The following is a 16,164-nucleotide window of genomic DNA, read 5'->3' on the forward strand; positions in this document are numbered from 1 at the left end:
TGCAGCGCCGCAACCAGAAGCTCGTGGAGGAGGCCCCGGCGCCGTTCCTCACGGACGAGCAGCGCGAGCGCATCCACACCTCCGCCCGCGAGATCTGCCGCGCCGCCGGGTACACCGGGGCCGGCACGGTCGAGTACCTCGTGGCCCCGGACGGCCTCATCAGCTTCCTGGAGGTGAACACCCGCCTGCAGGTGGAGCATCCGGTCACCGAGGAGGTCTTCGGCGTGGACCTGGTGCGCGAGCAGTTCCGCGTCGCCGCCGGCGAGCCGCTGAGCATCCCCGAGGACCCGACGCCGCGCGGCCACGCCCTCGAGTTCCGCCTCAACGCTGAGGACCCGGCGTACGGCTTCCTGCCCGTGCCCGGCCCGATCGACGCGTTCGAGGCCCCCACCGGCCCCGGGGTCCGCATGGACTCGGGCGTCCGCACCGGCTCCGTGGTGCCGGGCGAGTACGACTCCCTGCTCGCCAAGCTCATCGTGTGGGGCGAGGACCGCGCCCAGGCCATCGCCCGCGCCCGCGACGCCCTGGCCGAGCTGCGCATCGACGGCGTGCCCACCGTGGTGCCGTTCCACCGCGCCGTGCTCGAGCAGGACGCCTTCACCTCGGGGGACCGCCTCGGCGTCTACACCACGTGGATCGAGTCCGAGTTCGCCGAGCCGCTGGCCGAGTCCCCCTACCTGGGCGCCGAGGTGCCTGCGGGCGGCCGGACTGCCGTCACCGTCGAGCTGGACGGCCGCGCCGTGCGACTGGGCCTGCCCGCCGATCTCTACGCGGCCCTCCTCGGAGGCGGCGGCGCGGGTGCCGCGGCCCCGGCCGGCGCTGCCGGCGCCGGGAAGCCCGACGACGACGGCACCGTGGCCTCGCCGGTCACCGGCACCCTGGCCTCGTGGAAGGTCGAGGACGGCGCCGAGGTGGCCGAGGGTGACACGGTCGCGATCGTCGAGGCGATGAAGATGGAGACGCCGATCCGTGCCCCGCGTGCGGGCCGGATCCAGCTCCTCGTGGCCGAGACCCCGGCCTCGGTGACGCGCGGCCAGGCGATCGCCCGGCTGGGGGCGTGAGGGTGCCGGCGCGCGGCGGTGTCACCGGGGAAGGCATCGTGCCCGGCGCCGGCGGCGGGGAGTCCGCCCCGGCCCCGGCTCCCGTGGCCGCGGCCGCGCAGCTGCGGCAGCGGATCGCGGCGGCCGGACTCGTGCCGGGGGAGCGGCTGGGAGAGGTGGCGCTGGCCGCCGAGCTCCAGGTCAGCCGCAACAGCCTGCGCGAGGCGTTCACCATGCTGGCCTCGGAGGGCCTCGTGGAGCGACGGCCGCACCGCGGGGTGTTCGTGGCGGCGCCGGGTCCGGAGGACGTGCGCGGGCTGTACCGCACGCGTCGGGTGATCCAGCTCGGCGCCCTCGAGCACGGAGAGTTCACCCCCGGCGCGGCGCGCCACCTGCGCTGTGCCCAGGACCTGCTCTCGGGCGGCCCGGACACCCCCGCGCGGGTCCTGGGCGACGCCAACCATCGCGTCCACGTCGGCATCGTGGACCTGGCAGGCGCCCCCGAGCTCACGCGGCTCATGGCGTCGGTGCAGGCCCGCGTGCGCCTGGCGTTCCACCCCATGGACGAGCAGACGCGCCTGCACGTGCAGTTCGCGGACCGCAACCGGTGGATCGTGGAGCGGCTGCTGGCCGGCGACCTCCCCGCGGTGCACGCCATGTTCGGCGACTACCTGGACGAGGCGGAGCAGTTCGTCCTGGCGCACCTCGCCGCCGTGGGGGACTGACCGCCTGCCCGGGCCCTGACGGTCACGGGACCTGGAACATCCGGTCCGGCAGGTCCGTGATGAGCATGTGCCCGGGCGCGTGCGTGATGGCCAGCGGCGGGCGGGACTCCATGATCGCCGCCTGCGGCGTCACCCCGCACGCCCAGAACACGGGCAGGTGGCCCTGCGGGACCTCGACGGCGTCGCCGAAGTCCGGTGCCGACAGGTCCGTGATCCCGAGGCCGGCCGGGTCGCCCACGTGCACGGGCGCGCCGTGCACCGCGGGGTAGCGGGAGGTGATGCGCACGGCGTCGGCCACACGGTCGGCGGGGATGGGGCGCATCGAGACCACGAGCGGGCCCGAGAGGCGGCCCGCCGAGGCGCAGCGCCGCGTGGTGCGGTACATCGGCACGTTCACACCGGCGTCCTGGTGGGCCATCCGGATGCCCTCGGCCACCAGGGCGGACTCGAAGGTGAACGAGCAGCCGATCACGAACGTCACGAGGTCGTCCCGCCACACGTCGAGCAGATCCGTGGGGCGGTCCGTCTCGACGCCGTCGCGGTACACCACGTACTGCGGCACGTCCGTGCGGACGTCGCCGTCCAGCGCGGGGCCGTTGACCTCGCCGGCCTCGAACACGCCGAGCAGCGGCAGGGCCTGGGGGTTGCGCTGGGCGAAGAGCAGGACGTCGTAGGCGTGGTCCTGCGGGATCGAGACGAGGTTCGCCTGCGCGTAGCCGTCGGCGATCCCCGAGGTCGGCCGCACGAGCCCCGCGCGGAACCGCTCGCGGGCCTGCGCGGGGGTCGTGGCGCCGTCCAGCGGCGGCAGCGGCGTCGTCGTGGTCATCTCAGGCACCGGTGATCATCTCGACCATGGGGATGAACCCGCGCACCGCGATGAACACGGAGACGATCCACGCGAGCGCGCCGATCACGAGCAGCCACCCGGGGTAGCGGTAGCCGTGCAGCAGGTCGCGGCGGCGCCAGGCCACGTACAGGAGGGCGGCGAAGCCGACCGGCAGGATCATGCCGTTGAACGCGCCGGCGAACACGAGCAGCGTCTGCGGGGCCTGGCGCAGCGCCAGGTAGAGGGCGGTGCAGACCACGATGAAGGCGACCGTCAGCAGGTTGCGGGTGCGGGCGCTGGTGGTGGAGCGGGTGACGAAGCTGATCGAGGTGTACGACGCGCCGATCACGGAGGTGACGGCGGCGGCCCACAGGACGATGCCGAACATGCGCAGGCCGATGTCGCCGGCGGCGGCCTGGAAGGCGGAGGCGGCCAGGCTGTCCTTGGACAGCACCGCCCCCGAGGCGACGACGCCGAGGATCGCCAGGAACAGGAGGGCGCGCATCAGGCCGGTCACGAGGATCGAGGCCACGGAGCTGCGGGTGATGTCCTGGACGTCGTCCACGCCCTTCACTCCGGAGTCGATCATGCGGTGGGCACCCGCGTAGGTGATGTAGCCGCCGATGGTGCCGCCCACGAGGGTGACGATCACGAAGAAGTCGACCTCCTCCGGCATCACGGACTGGCGCAGGGCCTCGCCCACGGGCGGGGCGGAGGTGATGGCCACGTACAGCATCAGCAGGATCATGACGGCGCCGAGCGCCACCACGATCCGGTCCAGGGCCACGCCGGCGCGCTTGGAGAGGAAGATCAGCAGCGCGATGAGCGCGGAGACGCCGCCACCGATCAGGGGGTCGACGCCGAGCATGGCGTTCGCGCCGAGGCCGGTGCCGGCGATGTTGCCGATGTTGAAGACCATGCCGCCGAGGAACACGAGCGCGGCGAGGACCCAGCCGAGGCCGGGCAGGACGCGGTTCGCCAGCTCCTGGGCGCGCATGCCGGAGACGCCGATGACGCGCCACACGTTCATCTGGACGGCGATGTCGATGAGGATCGAGACCAGGATGGCGAACGCGAACGCGGCGCCCATCCGGACGGTGAACGTGGCGGTCTGCGTGATGAAGCCGGGGCCGATGGCCGAGGTGGCCATGAGGAACATGGCGCCGAGCAGTGCGGTGCGCCGGGTGGCGCTCGCGGCACGGGAGTCCGTCTTCGGTGCGGTGCCCGAGGGGGTCGCGCCGTCCGGCCCGGCGTGGGGGATGTCTGCGTGGGACACGGTGGTCACCTTCGTCGAGGGCGCCGGGCGAGGTGACGGGCGTCACGAGGCGCTGGGGGAGACGGTAGCTGTTGTTGAACAATCCTGGCAACAGCGAGACCGGGTGTCGTGGCGTCCCCGTCCGAAGGAACGCCTCACCTGTCTGGCGCGCCCCGCCCGGCGCCGCGAGCATGGAGACATGTCGCACACGTCTGAACAGTCCTCGCCCCTGGCAGATCAGCTCCCGCCGGGCGGTCCCGACGAGCCGCACGCCACCGGCGGCGTGCATGCCCGCCTCAACTGGCTCCGCGCGGGCGTGCTCGGTGCCAACGACGGCATCGTGTCCGTCGCGGCCACCGTCGTCGGTGTCGCCGGTGCGACGACGGCGTTCACCCCGATCCTGCTGGCCGGCGCCGCGGCCGTGGTCGGCGGCGCCTTCTCCATGGCGCTGGGCGAGTACGTGTCCGTCTCCTCGTCCTCCGACTCGCAGAAGTCGCTGATCGCCAAGGAGCGCCGTGAGCTCGAGGAGGATCCCGAGGGTGAGCTGGAGGAGCTCGTGCAGCTCTACGAGGCGGACGGCCTGAGCCGGGCCACGGCCGAGGCCGCCGCGCGGGAGCTCACCGAGAAGGATGCGCTCGCCGCGCATCTGCGCATGGAGCTGGGCATGGCGGAGGAGGACGTCGTCAGCCCGTGGGCCGCCGCCGGGGCGTCCTTCCTTGCGTTCCTCGTGGGCGCGCTGCTGCCCTTCCTGACGGTCGTCCTGGCGCCGGTGGGCCTCCGCGTCCCGTTCACGTTCGCCGTCACCCTCGTGGCCCTCGCCGTCACCGGCTGGGTCGGGGCCCGGCTCGGCGACGCGCCCGCGCTGCGGGCGGCCGTGCGCGTCGTCCTCGGCGGCGCCCTGGCGCTCGGCCTGACCTTCGCGGTGGGCTCGCTGCTGGGGGCGTCGGTCGCCTGATCCACGCCGGAGGGGTGGGCCGGCCCAGCGCCCGTGGCCGCGCCGTGGCGCGCGCGGAGCGGCCCCGGGGGCCGAGGACCGTGCGCATACCACAGGCGCCCCCCCGTCGAGTTGAAGCGACGCCCACGGTTCGCGTAAGATAGAACGGCGCACGCCGCGTTGTTCTCGTCGTTCCATCGGTCAGGTGACCGGGCGGACGGCGGGTCGGAAAAGCAACGCGCTCCCGCAGACCGGATCCCGGGACGCCCTCAGGGCGGACCGGGGCTCACCGTCCACACCAGCGATCCCATAAGGAACTTCGGTTGGCTCTCACCCAGCCTGGTCCCCCTTTTCGAGAAGTCGCAGTAAGAGTGCGGTGTCCACACCCGGGGCGGGGCTCACAACAGGTGTCCGCGGACAGGTCCGCGGCTCGCCGCCATGCGGGTTCCGCCCGTCCTTTTACTACTACTTGCCACGAGGAGTGATCATGGCAGCTCACTGCCAGGTAACCGGGGCTGGGCCGGGATTCGGCCACAGCATCTCCCACTCGCACCGTCGCACCAAGCGCCGGTTCGACCCGAACATCCAGAAGAAGACCTACTGGGTCCCCTCCCTGCGCCGCAACGTCACGCTGACGCTGTCCGCCAAGGGCATCAAGACCATCGACGTGCGCGGGATCGACGCCGTCGTGGCGGACCTGATCGCGAAGGGAGTGAAGCTCTGACATGGCCAAGGACAAGGACGTTCGTCCGATCATCAAGCTGAAGTCCACCGCCGGCACCGGGTTCACCTACGTGACCCGCAAGAACCGCCGGAACAACCCGGACCGCATCACCCTGAAGAAGTACGACCCGGTGGTCCGCAAGCACGTCGACTTCCGAGAGGAGCGCTGAGATGGCCAAGAAGTCCAAGATCGCCAAGAACGAGCAGCGCAAGGCCATCGTGGCCCGTTACGCCGAGAAGCGTCTCGAGCTGCGCAAGACCCTCGTGGACCCGAACGCGTCGGACGAGGCCCGCGAGGCCGCCCGCCTGGGCCTGCAGAAGCTGCCCCGCGACGCCTCCCCGGTCCGCGTGCGCAACCGCGACGCCATCGACGGTCGCCCCCGCGGCACCTTCCAGCGCTTCGGCATCTCCCGCGTGCGCTTCCGCGACATGGCGCACCGTGGCGAGCTGCCCGGCGTGACCAAGTCCTCCTGGTGACCTGAGGCCCGGTCTCCGGGCGCTCGGCACCACCGCGACGGCGGCGTCCCTCCTCAGGAGGGGCGCCGCCGTCGTCGTGCCTCGGGGATCAGGGCCGCCCGGGTCACGGGAAATCGCGGATTCTCGCGGTTCAGGGGGCGATTCGCCCGCGGAGAGGTGGTACGTTCACAACTGGCAGCCCGGTCCGAACGGCCCGGGAACCGTAACCGACGTCCCATAGGGAGGACCCATGGCCATGAACCGCAAGGAACTCGTCGCCGCCGTCGCCGAGCGCTCCGGCAACACCCAGGCCGCCGTCAGCGATGTGCTGGACGCCCTCTTCGAGGTGTTCACCGCCCAGGTCAAGAAGGGCGAGAAGGTCTCGATCCCGGGCTGGCTGGCCGTGGAGCGCACCGAGCGCAAGGAGCGCACCGGCCGCAACCCGCGCACCGGCGAGGAGATCACCATCCCGGCCGGCCACTCCGTGAAGGTGACCGCCGGCTCCAAGCTCAAGGCCGCCGCCTCCGAGTGATCCCGGTCGCGGTGCGGGTCCCCGGACCCACGCCGCACGCCGCGGGACGGGCGTCGCACCCTCGGGTGGGGCGCCCGTCGTCGTCTGCGGGCGCGTAGGATGGGCGGACGATCGTCCGGCCGACGTGGGCCGGGGCCGTGCGGAGAGGAGTCGTGGCATGCGCAGCGCCGTCGCCGCCGCTCCGTGGGCCCCGTCCGGCCTCGAGGACGCCCCTCCGCGCGTCGTGCGTGGACCGGCCCGTCTGGCCCGGGGCTGGGCCGGGGCCCTGGCGATGACCGCCCTGGCCGCGCTGTTCCACACCGCCGCCGAGCCCGGTCACGGGTTCCCCGAGGTCGGCGTGGTCGCCTTCGCGGCCGTCCTCGCCGCCCCGCTCTGCACCGCCCTGGCGGGCCGCGCCCTCTCGCTGTGGCGCACCGCCGCCGCCGTCGCGATCGCCCAGGGGCTGTTCCACGTGCTCTACGGGCTCGCCGCCGGCGGACACGCCGTGGCGCCGGTCGCCGGCGTCGACCCGGCCCACCTCGGCCACGCCCATCCCGGCGCCGGGGCCCTCCTGGCACCGGGGGAGGCCCTGTCCGGCGCCCCCGCCGGCCACCTGACCGACCTGCGCATGCTCGCGGCCCACGTGATCGCCGCGGTCCTCACCGTGCTGGTGCTGCGGCGCGGTGAGGCCCTCGTGCTCGCCATCGCCGAACGCGTGGTGGCCGCCGTCTGCCCGCCGCCGGCCGCGCACGGCCCCCTGCCGACGCCGGCCCGCCTCCGTGTCCCCGTCCCGCCGGTGCTCCGGCCGGCGACGTCCCTCGCCCTCCTCAGCTCTCCGGGGCGGCGCGGCCCGCCGTTCGCCCTCGCGGCCTGAGGACGCCGGCTCCGTCCGCGTCTCGAGGCCCGACCGCGCCCGACGACCCTTCGGAACGGTCCGCCCGCGACTCCCGTCCGGGACCGCGGCAGACCCGTGAGGACACCACCATGCATCACCAGACCGCCCCTGTCCGCCGCGCCGCTCGCGCCGCCGCCGGACTCACCCTGCTGCCCGCCCTCGTCGTCGCCGGAGCCGCCCCCGCGGCCGCGCACGACGAGCTCATCCGCACCGCCCCCGCGGTCGGCGAGACGGCCACGACGGCGCCGTCGGAGGTCTCCCTGACCTTCAGCGGCGAGCTGATCGACGGCGAGGGCATCCAGAACCTCCTGCAGGTCCGCGACGCCGACGGCAACCAGTGGCAGTCCGCTGCCGGCACCGTGGACGGCCCCACCTTCTCCGCGCCGCTGTGCGAGGGGCTGCCCAACGGCGACTACGAGGTCGCCTACCGCGTCGTCTACTCGGACGGGCACTCCGAGGAGCGCTCGTTCGACTTCGCGGTGGACGACCCGGCCGCACCGGCCGCCGGCACCGCGCCCCAGGGCTGCGGCACCGCCGTCGCCGGGGCCTCGACCGCCGCCTCCCCGGAGGCCACGGCAGGTCAGGGCGACGCCGCCTCGGCCGAGGCGACCGCGCAGGCGGACGCCTCCGACGCCGCGCAGCCCGCGGACACCGACGCGCTGCCCGCCTGGGTGTGGGTCGCCGGCATCGCCGGCCTGGCCGTGCTCGTCGTGGCCTTCCTCCTGATGGGCCGCCGCGCCCGCGCACTCGGCCACCTCGACGACGGCCGCTGACCTCTGATCCCCGGTCGGCCCCCTGAGGGGGCCGGCCCCGCCCTCGCGCGCCCGAACGCCCCGCGCGTCGTCGCGCGCCCGCCTGACAAGGAACCCCACAGACGTGACCACCACCTCCCCCCGCGCCCCTCGCCGCCTCGGCGCCGCCGCCGTGCTCGCCGTCGCCGCCCTCGGCCTGACGGCCTGCGCCGGAGACGACGCCGGCTCCGCCCCGAGCGCGTCGGACGCCTCGAGCGTCGCGCCGGCCACGGACGCCGCCCCGGCCTCGGATGCCTCGCCGGCCGCGTCCACCGCGGACGGCCAGGCCGCCGGCCTCACGATCACCGACCCCTGGACGAAGGCCACCGAGGAGGGCATGACCGGCTCCTTCGGCATGCTCGAGAACTCCTCGGACCAGGACCTGCACATCGTCGGCGTCCGCTCGGAGCTGGGCGAGACGGTCGAGCTCCACGAGATGGTCTCCGGCGAGGACGGCCAGATGGTGATGCAGGAGAGCCCCGACGGCTTCACCGTGCCCGCGGGCGGGAGCCTCGAGCTCGCCCCGGGCGGCAACCACGTGATGTTCATGGGCCTGACCGACCCGATCGAGCCGGGTGAGGACGTGACCTACGACCTCGAGCTGGAGGACGGCTCCACCCTCGAGGTCACCTCCGTGGTCCGGCCCTTCACCGGCGCCAACGAGTCGTACCACGGCGGCGAGTCCCACGAATCGGAGGACCATGCCGACCACTGACCCCGCCGTCCGGCCGGACGACCACCACGGGTCGGGCGGGCGCGAGGGCGCCCGCCCGGCCCCGGGGGGCCCCTCCCGCCGCGGCCTGCTCCTCGGGGCGGGCGCGGTGGGCGGCGGCCTGCTGGGCACGGCGCTCGGCTACGGCGCCGGCCACGCGTCGGCCTCGACCGCCCCGGGCGCGTCCGCCGCGCCCGGGGCGGGGGCCTCACCCTCCGAGGTCATGGGCGACACCGGCATCGAGGGCGACGTCGGCCGGGCCGGCTGGGCCGAGCCCGGCGGCCAGGCCGCCCGGGTGGCCGTCAGCTCGCCCGTGGGCACGGACACCGTGCCGTTCCACGGGCCGCGCCAGGCCGGCGTCGACACCCCCGCCCAGGCCCACGCCGTCTTCCTCGCCTTCGACCTGCACGAGGACACGGGCCGGGTGCGCATCGAGCGGATGCTGCGCCTGCTCACCGACGACGCTGCGCGCCTGACCCAGGGCCGCGCCACGATCGCCGACACCGAGCCGGAGCTCGCCGCCGCCCCCGCGCGGCTCACCGTGACGTTCGGCTTCGGCCCGGAGCTCGTCCGCCGCGTGGCCCCGGACCGGGCCCCGGCCTGGCTGCGCCCGCTGCCGGCGTTCGAGCAGATCGACCGCCTGGACCCCGCGTTCAGCGACGGCGACCTGCTGCTGCAGATCTGCGGCGACGACCGGATGTCCGTGGCCCACGCCCGGCGCATGCTCCTCAAGGCGGCCCGGCCGTTCGCCACCGAGCGCTGGGTGCAGGAGGGCTTCCGCTCCGCCCGCGGCGCCCACCCCACCGGCACCACGATGCGCAACCTCTTCGGGCAGGTGGACGGCACCGGCAACCCGGCGGCGGGCACCCCGCACCTCGACCGCGTGGTGTGGGGCGTGGGCGCCGAGCAGGTGGGTGTCACCCCGTGGATCGCGGACGGCACGTCCGTGGTGATCCGGCGCATCGAGATGCTCATGGACACGTGGGACGAGCTCGACCGCCCGGCCAAGGAGAAGGTCATCGGCCGTCGCCTCGGCACCGGCGCCCCCCTCACGGGGGAGCAGGAGCACGACGAGCCGGACTTCGACGCCGTCGGCCCCACGGGCTTCCCGGTCATCTCGGACATCGCGCACCTGCGGCGGGCCCGCGGGGAGGAGCCCGAGCACGGGATGCTGCGCCGCGGCTACAACTACGATGACCCGCGCGGGGCGCTGGAGGCGGGCTCCGGCCTGATCTTCGCCGCCTACCAGGCGGACGTGGACCGCCAGTTCGTCCCCGTCCAGGCCCGGCTCGCGGAGTCGGACCACCTGAACCTGTGGACCGTGCCCGTCGGCTCGGCGGTCTTCGCGATCCCGCCCGGCTGCGCCGAGGGCGGGTTCGTGGGCGACGCCCTGTTCGCCTGACCCGGGGGCCCGACGACGGCGAGGCCGGCCCCACCGTCGTCGGGCGTCCGCATGCTTTGAGAGGATGGACCCCATGTCCGCCGCCACCGCCCCCGCCCGGGGCAGCCATCCCGCCGAGAACGACGACGCCGCCCGCCCCGGTCCGTCGGGGCCGGTCGGAGTGCCCCGGTGGATCTGGGTGCTCGTGGCCGCCGCGGGAGCCGCCGGCCTCGCCGCCGCCGGCTGGCTGACCGGCGTCACCGCCGCGCGCCAGCTCTCCGACCCGGGGTGGATCACCCGCTGGGGCGTGCCCGTGGGGGAGCTCGTCTCCAACGTGGCGATGTCCCTGACCATCGCCGCGCTGATCTTCGCGGCCGGGGTCCTGCCGCCCCACGCGGCGGGCACGGAACGGTGGCACCGCTCCGCCCGGCAGCGGCGCGAGGACGCGGACGCCGCACCGCTGCCCGAGCACCCCGCGTTCACCCGCGTGATGCGGATCGCCGCCGTCAGCGCCGGCGTGTGGACGGTGGCCGCGCTGGCCGTCGGCGTGCTGTCCTACTCGGATCTCGCCGGCATCCCCGTCACGGCGGGGCAGGGCTTCACGGACGGCCTGGCGGCCTACGTGGTCGGCATCTCGGTGGGCCAGGCATGGTTCTGGGTCACCGTGATCGCCGCCGTCGTGACCACGTTGGCGATCGCCGTCCGCTCCCACAACGGCCTGTTCTGGACCGGCATCCTGGCGATGCTCGCCCTCGTGCCCCTGGCCCTGATCGGGCACGCGGCGGGCGGTGACGACCACAACGGCGCCGTGAACTCGATCGGCCTGCACCTGCTCGGCGTCGTCGTGTGGGTGGGCGGACTGCTCGTGCTCGTCGCGATCTCGGACACCCTCGTGGGGCCCAACGGGGCGCAGGGGCGGGGCCGCAGCCTGCGCCGGCAGGGCCCGGCGCCCCTGCTGCACACGGTCCTGACCCGGTACTCCGTGCTCGCCGGGCTGGGCCTGGTCACGGTGGCGCTGTCCGGCGTGGTCAACGCGTCGATCCGCATGGACGATCCGGCCCAGCTGCTGAGCCCCTACGGCATCCTCGTGTCGGCCAAGTTCCTGGCGGCCCTGGGCCTCGGCCTGATCGGCCTGCTGCACCGCCGGTGGGTCATCCCCCGCCTCGACGCCGGCCCGGACCGTCCCAGCCCCGCCCCCGCGCGTCGCCTGCTGTGGCAGCTCATCGCCGTGGAGGCCGTGATCATGGGCGCCGTCATGGGCGTCTCCTCCGTGCTCTCCCGGACGGCCCCGCCCGTGCCGGAGGAGCTCGCGCCGGACGCCTCCCCGGCCCGCATCCTCACCGGCTACGAGCTGCCGCCGGCCCTCGAGGGCGCCCGGTGGATCACGATGTGGCGGTTCGACTGGCTGTGGGTCGCGATCATCGCGTTCCTGACCCTCTGGTACCTGCGCTCCGTGTGGCAGCTGCGCCGCCGCGGCGACCGCTGGCCCGTGCTGCGCACCGTCGCGTGGCTCGCGGGCCTGGCCGTGCTGCTGTGGGCGACCTCCGGGTCCCCGGCCGTGTACGGCCGCGTCCTGTTCAGCGCGCACATGGTGGGCCACATGACGCTGACGATGCTCAGCCCCGTCTTCCTCGTCCTGGGCGCGCCGATCACCCTGGCGCTGCGGGCCCTGCCGTCCCGCACGGACGGGACGCGCGGCCCGCGCGAGTGGATCCTGTGGATCGTGCACTCCCCGTGGGGGCGGTTCATCACGAACCCGATCGTGGCGGGGGTCAACTTCGCCGGCTCGATCCTGGTGTTCTACTACACGGACTTCTTCCGGTTCTCGCTGGAGACCCACGTGGGCCACGAGTTCATGAACGTCCACTTCCTGCTGACCGGGTTCCTGTTCGCCCTGGTCATGATCGGCTCGGATCCGCTGCCGCGCCGGCCCCCGTACGCCCTGCGGCTCGTGCTGCTGATGGCCACGATGATCTTCCACGCCTTCATCGGCGTCGCCATGACCTCCTCCACCGGCCTGATGCAGGCGTCCTGGTTCGGCAACATGGGCCGCGACTGGGGCCCCACCGCCCTCGAGGACCAGCGCATCGGCGGCGCGGTGATGTGGGGCATCGGCGAGTTCCCCACCGTGATGATGGCGGTGATGGTGGCCGTGCTCTGGTATCGCAGCGACCGCAAGAACGCGGTCCGGCTGGACCGGCAGGCCGACCGCGACGGCGACGCGGAGCTGCGCCGCTGGAACGAGATGTACGCCCGCATGCACGGCACCCCGGTCACCGACGCCCCGAGCGGCGCCGAGCCCGTGGCCCGTGACTCCTCCACCGGCCCCGAGGAGGCCCGTGATGTCCGCTGACCGTGTCCGTCCCCTCCGCCGCCCGGCCGCGCCCCGGCGTGGTCGGCTGCGCCTCGCGGCCGCCGTCGCCGCCGGCCTGCTGGCCCTGACGGGCTGCAGGGCCGGGGACGGCGATCCGGCCGCCGCGTCCGCGCCCGCGGACGGAGTCCACGGCGACGCCGGCACCGCGGCGCCCACGGAGTCGGCGGCCCCGGAGGGGCTCGGCCTGGGCGACCGTCAGGACGAGCGCATGGCGCAGGCCGCGGCCGAGCGTGCGGCCACGTTCGGCTTCGTCCGGCAGCGGGCCGCCACGGCGGAGGAGATCGACGCGGCCCGCGAGGACTCCCGGGACCGGCGCGCGGACGCGGACCGGACCACCGTGCAGCCGGCGCAGTGCAAGGCGCCGCTGACCGCCCTGGACTTCTCCCCGATCGCCCTCGACGGGGCCGAGGCCACGCGCGTGGACGTCGGCGCCGACACCTTCACGGGCACGGGCACCGTGGAGGTCGCCCGGCTCACGGGCCAGGGCCGCCAGGACGTCGAGCGGCACCTCCAGACCGTCAACGCCCTGCGCGCCGACTGCCGCGAGATGACCATGACCGTGCAGGAGGGGGACGCGACCGTCGACTACCGCCTCGAGGTCTCCGACGCGCCGCTGTCCGACGGCACGCCTGCGCAGTCCGCCCTCGTGTGGGAGCGGACCGTGGCCTCGGAGTCCGAGCCCCAGCTCACGGCCCAGGTGCTCACCGCCGTCACCTCCGACGCCGTGGTGATGGTCTCCTTCGTGGGCCGGCCCGAGGCCGGGCGCAAGGAGTTCACCCTCATCGCCGAGGAGATGCTGGCCGCCGCCCTGGCCGCCGACTGAGCCGGACCCGCCCGGCGGCGTCGTCTTTCCCCTGTGACGCCGCCGGCGTCCGCTCACGGCTGACGCGTCCGGGGCGTGCGTCATGATGGTGGGCATGACCGCACCGCAGACCCCGAACCCCGCCCCGTCCGCTGACGCCCCCGCCGCCGTGCCGCGCGCGGCCACCCGGGTGCGCGCGTCCGAGCTCGTGGGCCGCGGCTGGCTGAACACCGGCGGCGAGCAGGTGGCCCTCGAGGACCTGCGCGGCAAGGTCGTGCTCCTCGACTTCTGGACGTTCTGCTGCATCAACTGCCTGCACGTCCTGGACGAGCTGCGCCCGCTTGAGGAGGAGTTCGCGGACGTGCTCGTCACGGTGGGCGTGCACTCGCCCAAGTTCGAGCACGAGGCGGACCCGGACGCGCTCGCGGCCGCCGTCGAGCGCTACGCCATCGAGCACCCCGTGCTGGACGACCCCGAGCTGACCACGTGGCAGGCGTACTCGGCGCGCGCGTGGCCCACCCTCGTGGTGGTGGACCCGGAGGGCTACATCGCCGCGCACCTGTCCGGCGAGGGGCACGTGGCCGGGCTCTACGGGCTCGTGCGCGAGCTCGTGGCCGAGCATGAGGCCAAGGGCACGCTGCACCGCGGCTCCGGCCCCTACGTCCCGCCCGCGCCCGTGGCCCGGGACCTGTCGTTCCCCGGCAAGGCCGTGTCGCTCGGCGGCCGCGGCTCCCGCCCGGGCTCGTTCCTCGTCTCGGACACCGGCCACCACCGCCTCCTGGAGGTCGCCGAGGACCTGACCACGGTGCTCCGCGCGTTCGGCGGCGGGGACCCCGCCGCGGCGGACGCGGGCCAGGCCGAGCTCGCATTCCCCACGCCCGGGGAGAAGGGCCACGCGGACGGCGGGCCGGACGAGGCGCTGTTCAACGAGCCCCAGGGCCTGGCGCTGCTGCCCGAGGACGTCGCCCAGCGCGTCGGCTACGACGTCGTCGTGGCGGACTCCGTCAACCACCGGCTGCGGGGCCTGCGCCTGTCGGACGGGCGCGTCAGCACCCTCGCCGGCAACGGCGTGCAGAAGCTCATCGACTCCGAGCGCGCCAAGGAGGCCGCCGCCGTCGACGACGAGGGGGACGTCGCCGTCGACCTCGCGGACCTGCCCGGGGAGCCGACCGCGATCTCGCTGTCCTCCCCGTGGGACGTCGTGTGGCACCCCGCCCTGGGGCGTGTGGTGATCGCGATGGCCGGCACGCACCAGCTCTTCGACTTCGACCCCGTCACGGGCGCGCTCGCGGTGCACGCGGGCACGGCGCTCGAGGGCCTGCTGGACGGCGACGCCGGACGGGCCTGGTTCGCGCAGCCCTCGGGGCTGTCCGTGGGCGCGGACGGCACGCTGTGGGTCGCGGACTCGGAGACCTCCGCGGTGCGCTGGGTGCGGACCGGGGAGGACGGGCGCCGCGAGGTCGGGACCGCCGTCGGGGCGGGCCTGTTCGACTTCGGCCACGTGGACGGGGAGGCGGACCGCGCGCGCCTGCAGCACGCGCTGGGCGTCACAGCCCTGCCGGACGGCTCCGTGCTGATCGCCGACACGTACAACGGCGCGATCCGCCGGTACGCCCCGGCCGGCGAGGACGCCGCGGGCCGGGCGGTCCCGGCCACGGTGACCACGGTGGCGCGCGGACTGCTCGAGCCCTCGGACGTGCTCGTGGAGCACGACGCGGACGGGAACGACACTGCGATCGTGGTGGTCGAGTCCAACGCCCACCGGCTCACGCGGCTGGCGGTGCCGGAGGAGTTCCTCACCGTGGACGAAGGCGCGCGGCAGACGCAGCGTCCCCGCACCCCGGTGGTGGCCGGCGACCTGGACCTGACGATCGGCTTCGCCGCGCCCACGGGGCAGAAGCTGGACGACCGCTGGGGCGACCCCACGCAGCTGAAGGTCTCCTCGTCCCCGGAGGAGCTGCTGCTCGAGGGCGCCGGCACGTCCACGGGGCTGCACCGGACGCTGCGGCTGAACCCCGAGGTCGAGGAGGGCGTCCTGCACATCACCGCCCGGGCCGCCGCGTGCGACGGGGAGAAGGGGCAGCCCATCCCGGACCACGCCGCCTGCCACCTGTACCAGCAGGACTGGGGCATCCCGGTCACGGTGCACACCCCGGACCGGGCCCCGAAGGGCGCCGAGACCCGCCTGGACCTGGACCTGCGCGGGATACACTGAGCGCGTCGTCCGCCCCCGACCCCGAAGGCTGCGCCCCACCATGACCACGCTCATCGTCACCTCGTCCGCCCACGGATCCACGCGAGAGATCGCCGAGCGTGTCGCGGAGGTGCTGCGCACGTCGCAGGCCGTCCCGACCGTGGTGGAGGACGTCGAGGGCGCCGCCGCGTGGCTGGCCACGGCGGACGCGGTGATCGTCGCGGCCCCGGTCTACACGGGCTCGCTCGCCGCCGACGCGCGGGCGTTCCTCGACACCCGTCGGGCCGAGCTGGCGGACCTGCCGCTCGTGATCCTGGCCTCCGGCGGCGCGCCCGAGCTGGCCCCGCCGGTGCGGGAGAAGCTCGAGTCCTACGGTCCGCGCGAGGTGGCGTACTTCCGCGGGGCGCTCGTCGAGGAGCGCCTGGGCCGGCTGGAGAAGCTCAAGCTCAAGCTCTCCCGCAACGAGCACTACGGCGACTACCGCGACTGGGACGCCATCGAGGCCTGGGCCAAGACCCTCTCCGGCGCCGGCGTGCGCTGACCCC

General features: G+C 74.6%; 17 protein-coding genes. 15 read left to right on the top strand and 2 right to left on the bottom strand.

Annotation, left to right across the window (positions count from 1 at the left end; genetic code table 11):
* On the top strand, positions 1 to 1,061 hold a 1,061-nt coding region (locus NR072_RS08170), incomplete at its 5' end, for a biotin/lipoyl-containing protein (protein WP_306231001.1).
* A 38-nt stretch (positions 1,062 to 1,099) separates the two neighbouring features.
* On the top strand, positions 1,100 to 1,765 hold the full coding sequence (locus NR072_RS08175) for a GntR family transcriptional regulator (protein ID WP_256836824.1): 666 nt from the start codon (positions 1,100 to 1,102) through the stop codon (positions 1,763 to 1,765).
* A 22-nt stretch (positions 1,766 to 1,787) separates the two neighbouring features.
* Here the strand turns inward: NR072_RS08175 and NR072_RS08180 are convergent, their stop codons facing one another.
* Together NR072_RS08180 and NR072_RS08185 are read right to left on the bottom strand one after the other, a co-directional pair.
* Positions 1,788 to 2,600, bottom strand: a complete 813-nt coding sequence (locus NR072_RS08180; RefSeq protein ID WP_070709385.1) for a putative hydro-lyase — start codon at positions 2,598 to 2,600, stop codon at positions 1,788 to 1,790.
* Positions 2,593 to 3,876, bottom strand: coding sequence for an NRAMP family divalent metal transporter (locus NR072_RS08185; protein ID WP_256836825.1), 1,284 nt, complete (start codon positions 3,874 to 3,876; stop codon positions 2,593 to 2,595). Before NR072_RS08185 ends, NR072_RS08180 begins: the two co-directional genes overlap by 8 nt.
* A gap of 169 nt (positions 3,877 to 4,045) precedes the next feature.
* Between NR072_RS08185 and NR072_RS08190 the strand changes: the two genes are divergently transcribed.
* The 13 genes from NR072_RS08190 to NR072_RS08250 all read left to right on the top strand — a co-directional run bounded on the left by NR072_RS08190 (position 4,046) and on the right by NR072_RS08250 (position 16,160).
* Positions 4,046 to 4,801 (top strand): VIT1/CCC1 transporter family protein, encoded by a 756-nt coding sequence (locus NR072_RS08190; RefSeq protein ID WP_095353969.1) that lies wholly within the window; start codon positions 4,046 to 4,048, stop codon positions 4,799 to 4,801.
* 466 nt (positions 4,802 to 5,267) lie between these two features.
* Positions 5,268 to 5,504, top strand: a complete 237-nt coding sequence (gene rpmB, locus NR072_RS08195; protein ID WP_002858335.1) for a 50S ribosomal protein L28 — start codon at positions 5,268 to 5,270, stop codon at positions 5,502 to 5,504.
* Between the two features lies 1 nt (position 5,505).
* Positions 5,506 to 5,673, top strand: a complete 168-nt coding sequence (rpmG, locus tag NR072_RS08200) for a 50S ribosomal protein L33 (RefSeq protein WP_002858336.1) — start codon at positions 5,506 to 5,508, stop codon at positions 5,671 to 5,673.
* Position 5,674: 1 nt separating this feature from the next.
* Positions 5,675 to 5,980: a 30S ribosomal protein S14 gene (rpsN, locus tag NR072_RS08205; protein ID WP_002858338.1), complete on the top strand. Its 306-nt coding sequence runs from the start codon at positions 5,675 to 5,677 to the stop codon at positions 5,978 to 5,980.
* Between the two features lie 229 nt (positions 5,981 to 6,209).
* Entirely contained in the window at positions 6,210 to 6,491 is a 282-nt protein-coding gene (locus NR072_RS08210; RefSeq protein WP_002858339.1) for an HU family DNA-binding protein, read from the top strand.
* A 157-nt stretch (positions 6,492 to 6,648) separates the two neighbouring features.
* Entirely contained in the window at positions 6,649 to 7,344 is a 696-nt protein-coding gene (locus NR072_RS08215) for a hypothetical protein (RefSeq protein ID WP_206451040.1), read from the top strand.
* A gap of 110 nt (positions 7,345 to 7,454) precedes the next feature.
* Complete coding sequence (locus NR072_RS08220; protein ID WP_123244347.1) at positions 7,455 to 8,138, top strand: copper resistance CopC family protein; 684 nt, start codon at positions 7,455 to 7,457, stop codon at positions 8,136 to 8,138.
* A gap of 103 nt (positions 8,139 to 8,241) precedes the next feature.
* Positions 8,242 to 8,871, top strand: a complete 630-nt coding sequence (locus tag NR072_RS08225) for a copper chaperone PCu(A)C (RefSeq protein ID WP_036316813.1) — start codon at positions 8,242 to 8,244, stop codon at positions 8,869 to 8,871.
* Positions 8,858 to 10,270, top strand: coding sequence for a Dyp-type peroxidase (locus NR072_RS08230; RefSeq protein WP_248086540.1), 1,413 nt, complete (start codon positions 8,858 to 8,860; stop codon positions 10,268 to 10,270). Before NR072_RS08225 ends, NR072_RS08230 begins: the two co-directional genes overlap by 14 nt.
* A 73-nt stretch (positions 10,271 to 10,343) precedes the next feature.
* A complete protein-coding gene (locus NR072_RS08235) occupies positions 10,344 to 12,602 on the top strand; it encodes a cytochrome c oxidase assembly protein (protein ID WP_206451038.1) in 2,259 nt (752 codons plus the stop codon).
* A complete protein-coding gene (locus NR072_RS08240) occupies positions 12,592 to 13,446 on the top strand; it encodes a hypothetical protein (protein ID WP_256836830.1) in 855 nt (284 codons plus the stop codon). The genes NR072_RS08235 and NR072_RS08240 overlap by 11 nt, the downstream gene beginning before the upstream one ends.
* Positions 13,447 to 13,540: 94 nt before the next feature.
* Positions 13,541 to 15,640, top strand: a complete 2,100-nt coding sequence (locus NR072_RS08245) for an NHL domain-containing thioredoxin family protein (RefSeq protein ID WP_256836831.1) — start codon at positions 13,541 to 13,543, stop codon at positions 15,638 to 15,640.
* 40 nt (positions 15,641 to 15,680) lie between these two features.
* Positions 15,681 to 16,160: a flavodoxin domain-containing protein gene (locus NR072_RS08250; protein ID WP_069941971.1), complete on the top strand. Its 480-nt coding sequence runs from the start codon at positions 15,681 to 15,683 to the stop codon at positions 16,158 to 16,160.
* Positions 16,161 to 16,164 lie beyond the last annotated feature (4 nt).

It is taken from the genome of Micrococcus sp. Mcc89 (genome assembly GCF_024519795.1).
Lineage (GTDB): Bacteria > Actinomycetota > Actinomycetes > Actinomycetales > Micrococcaceae > Micrococcus > Micrococcus luteus.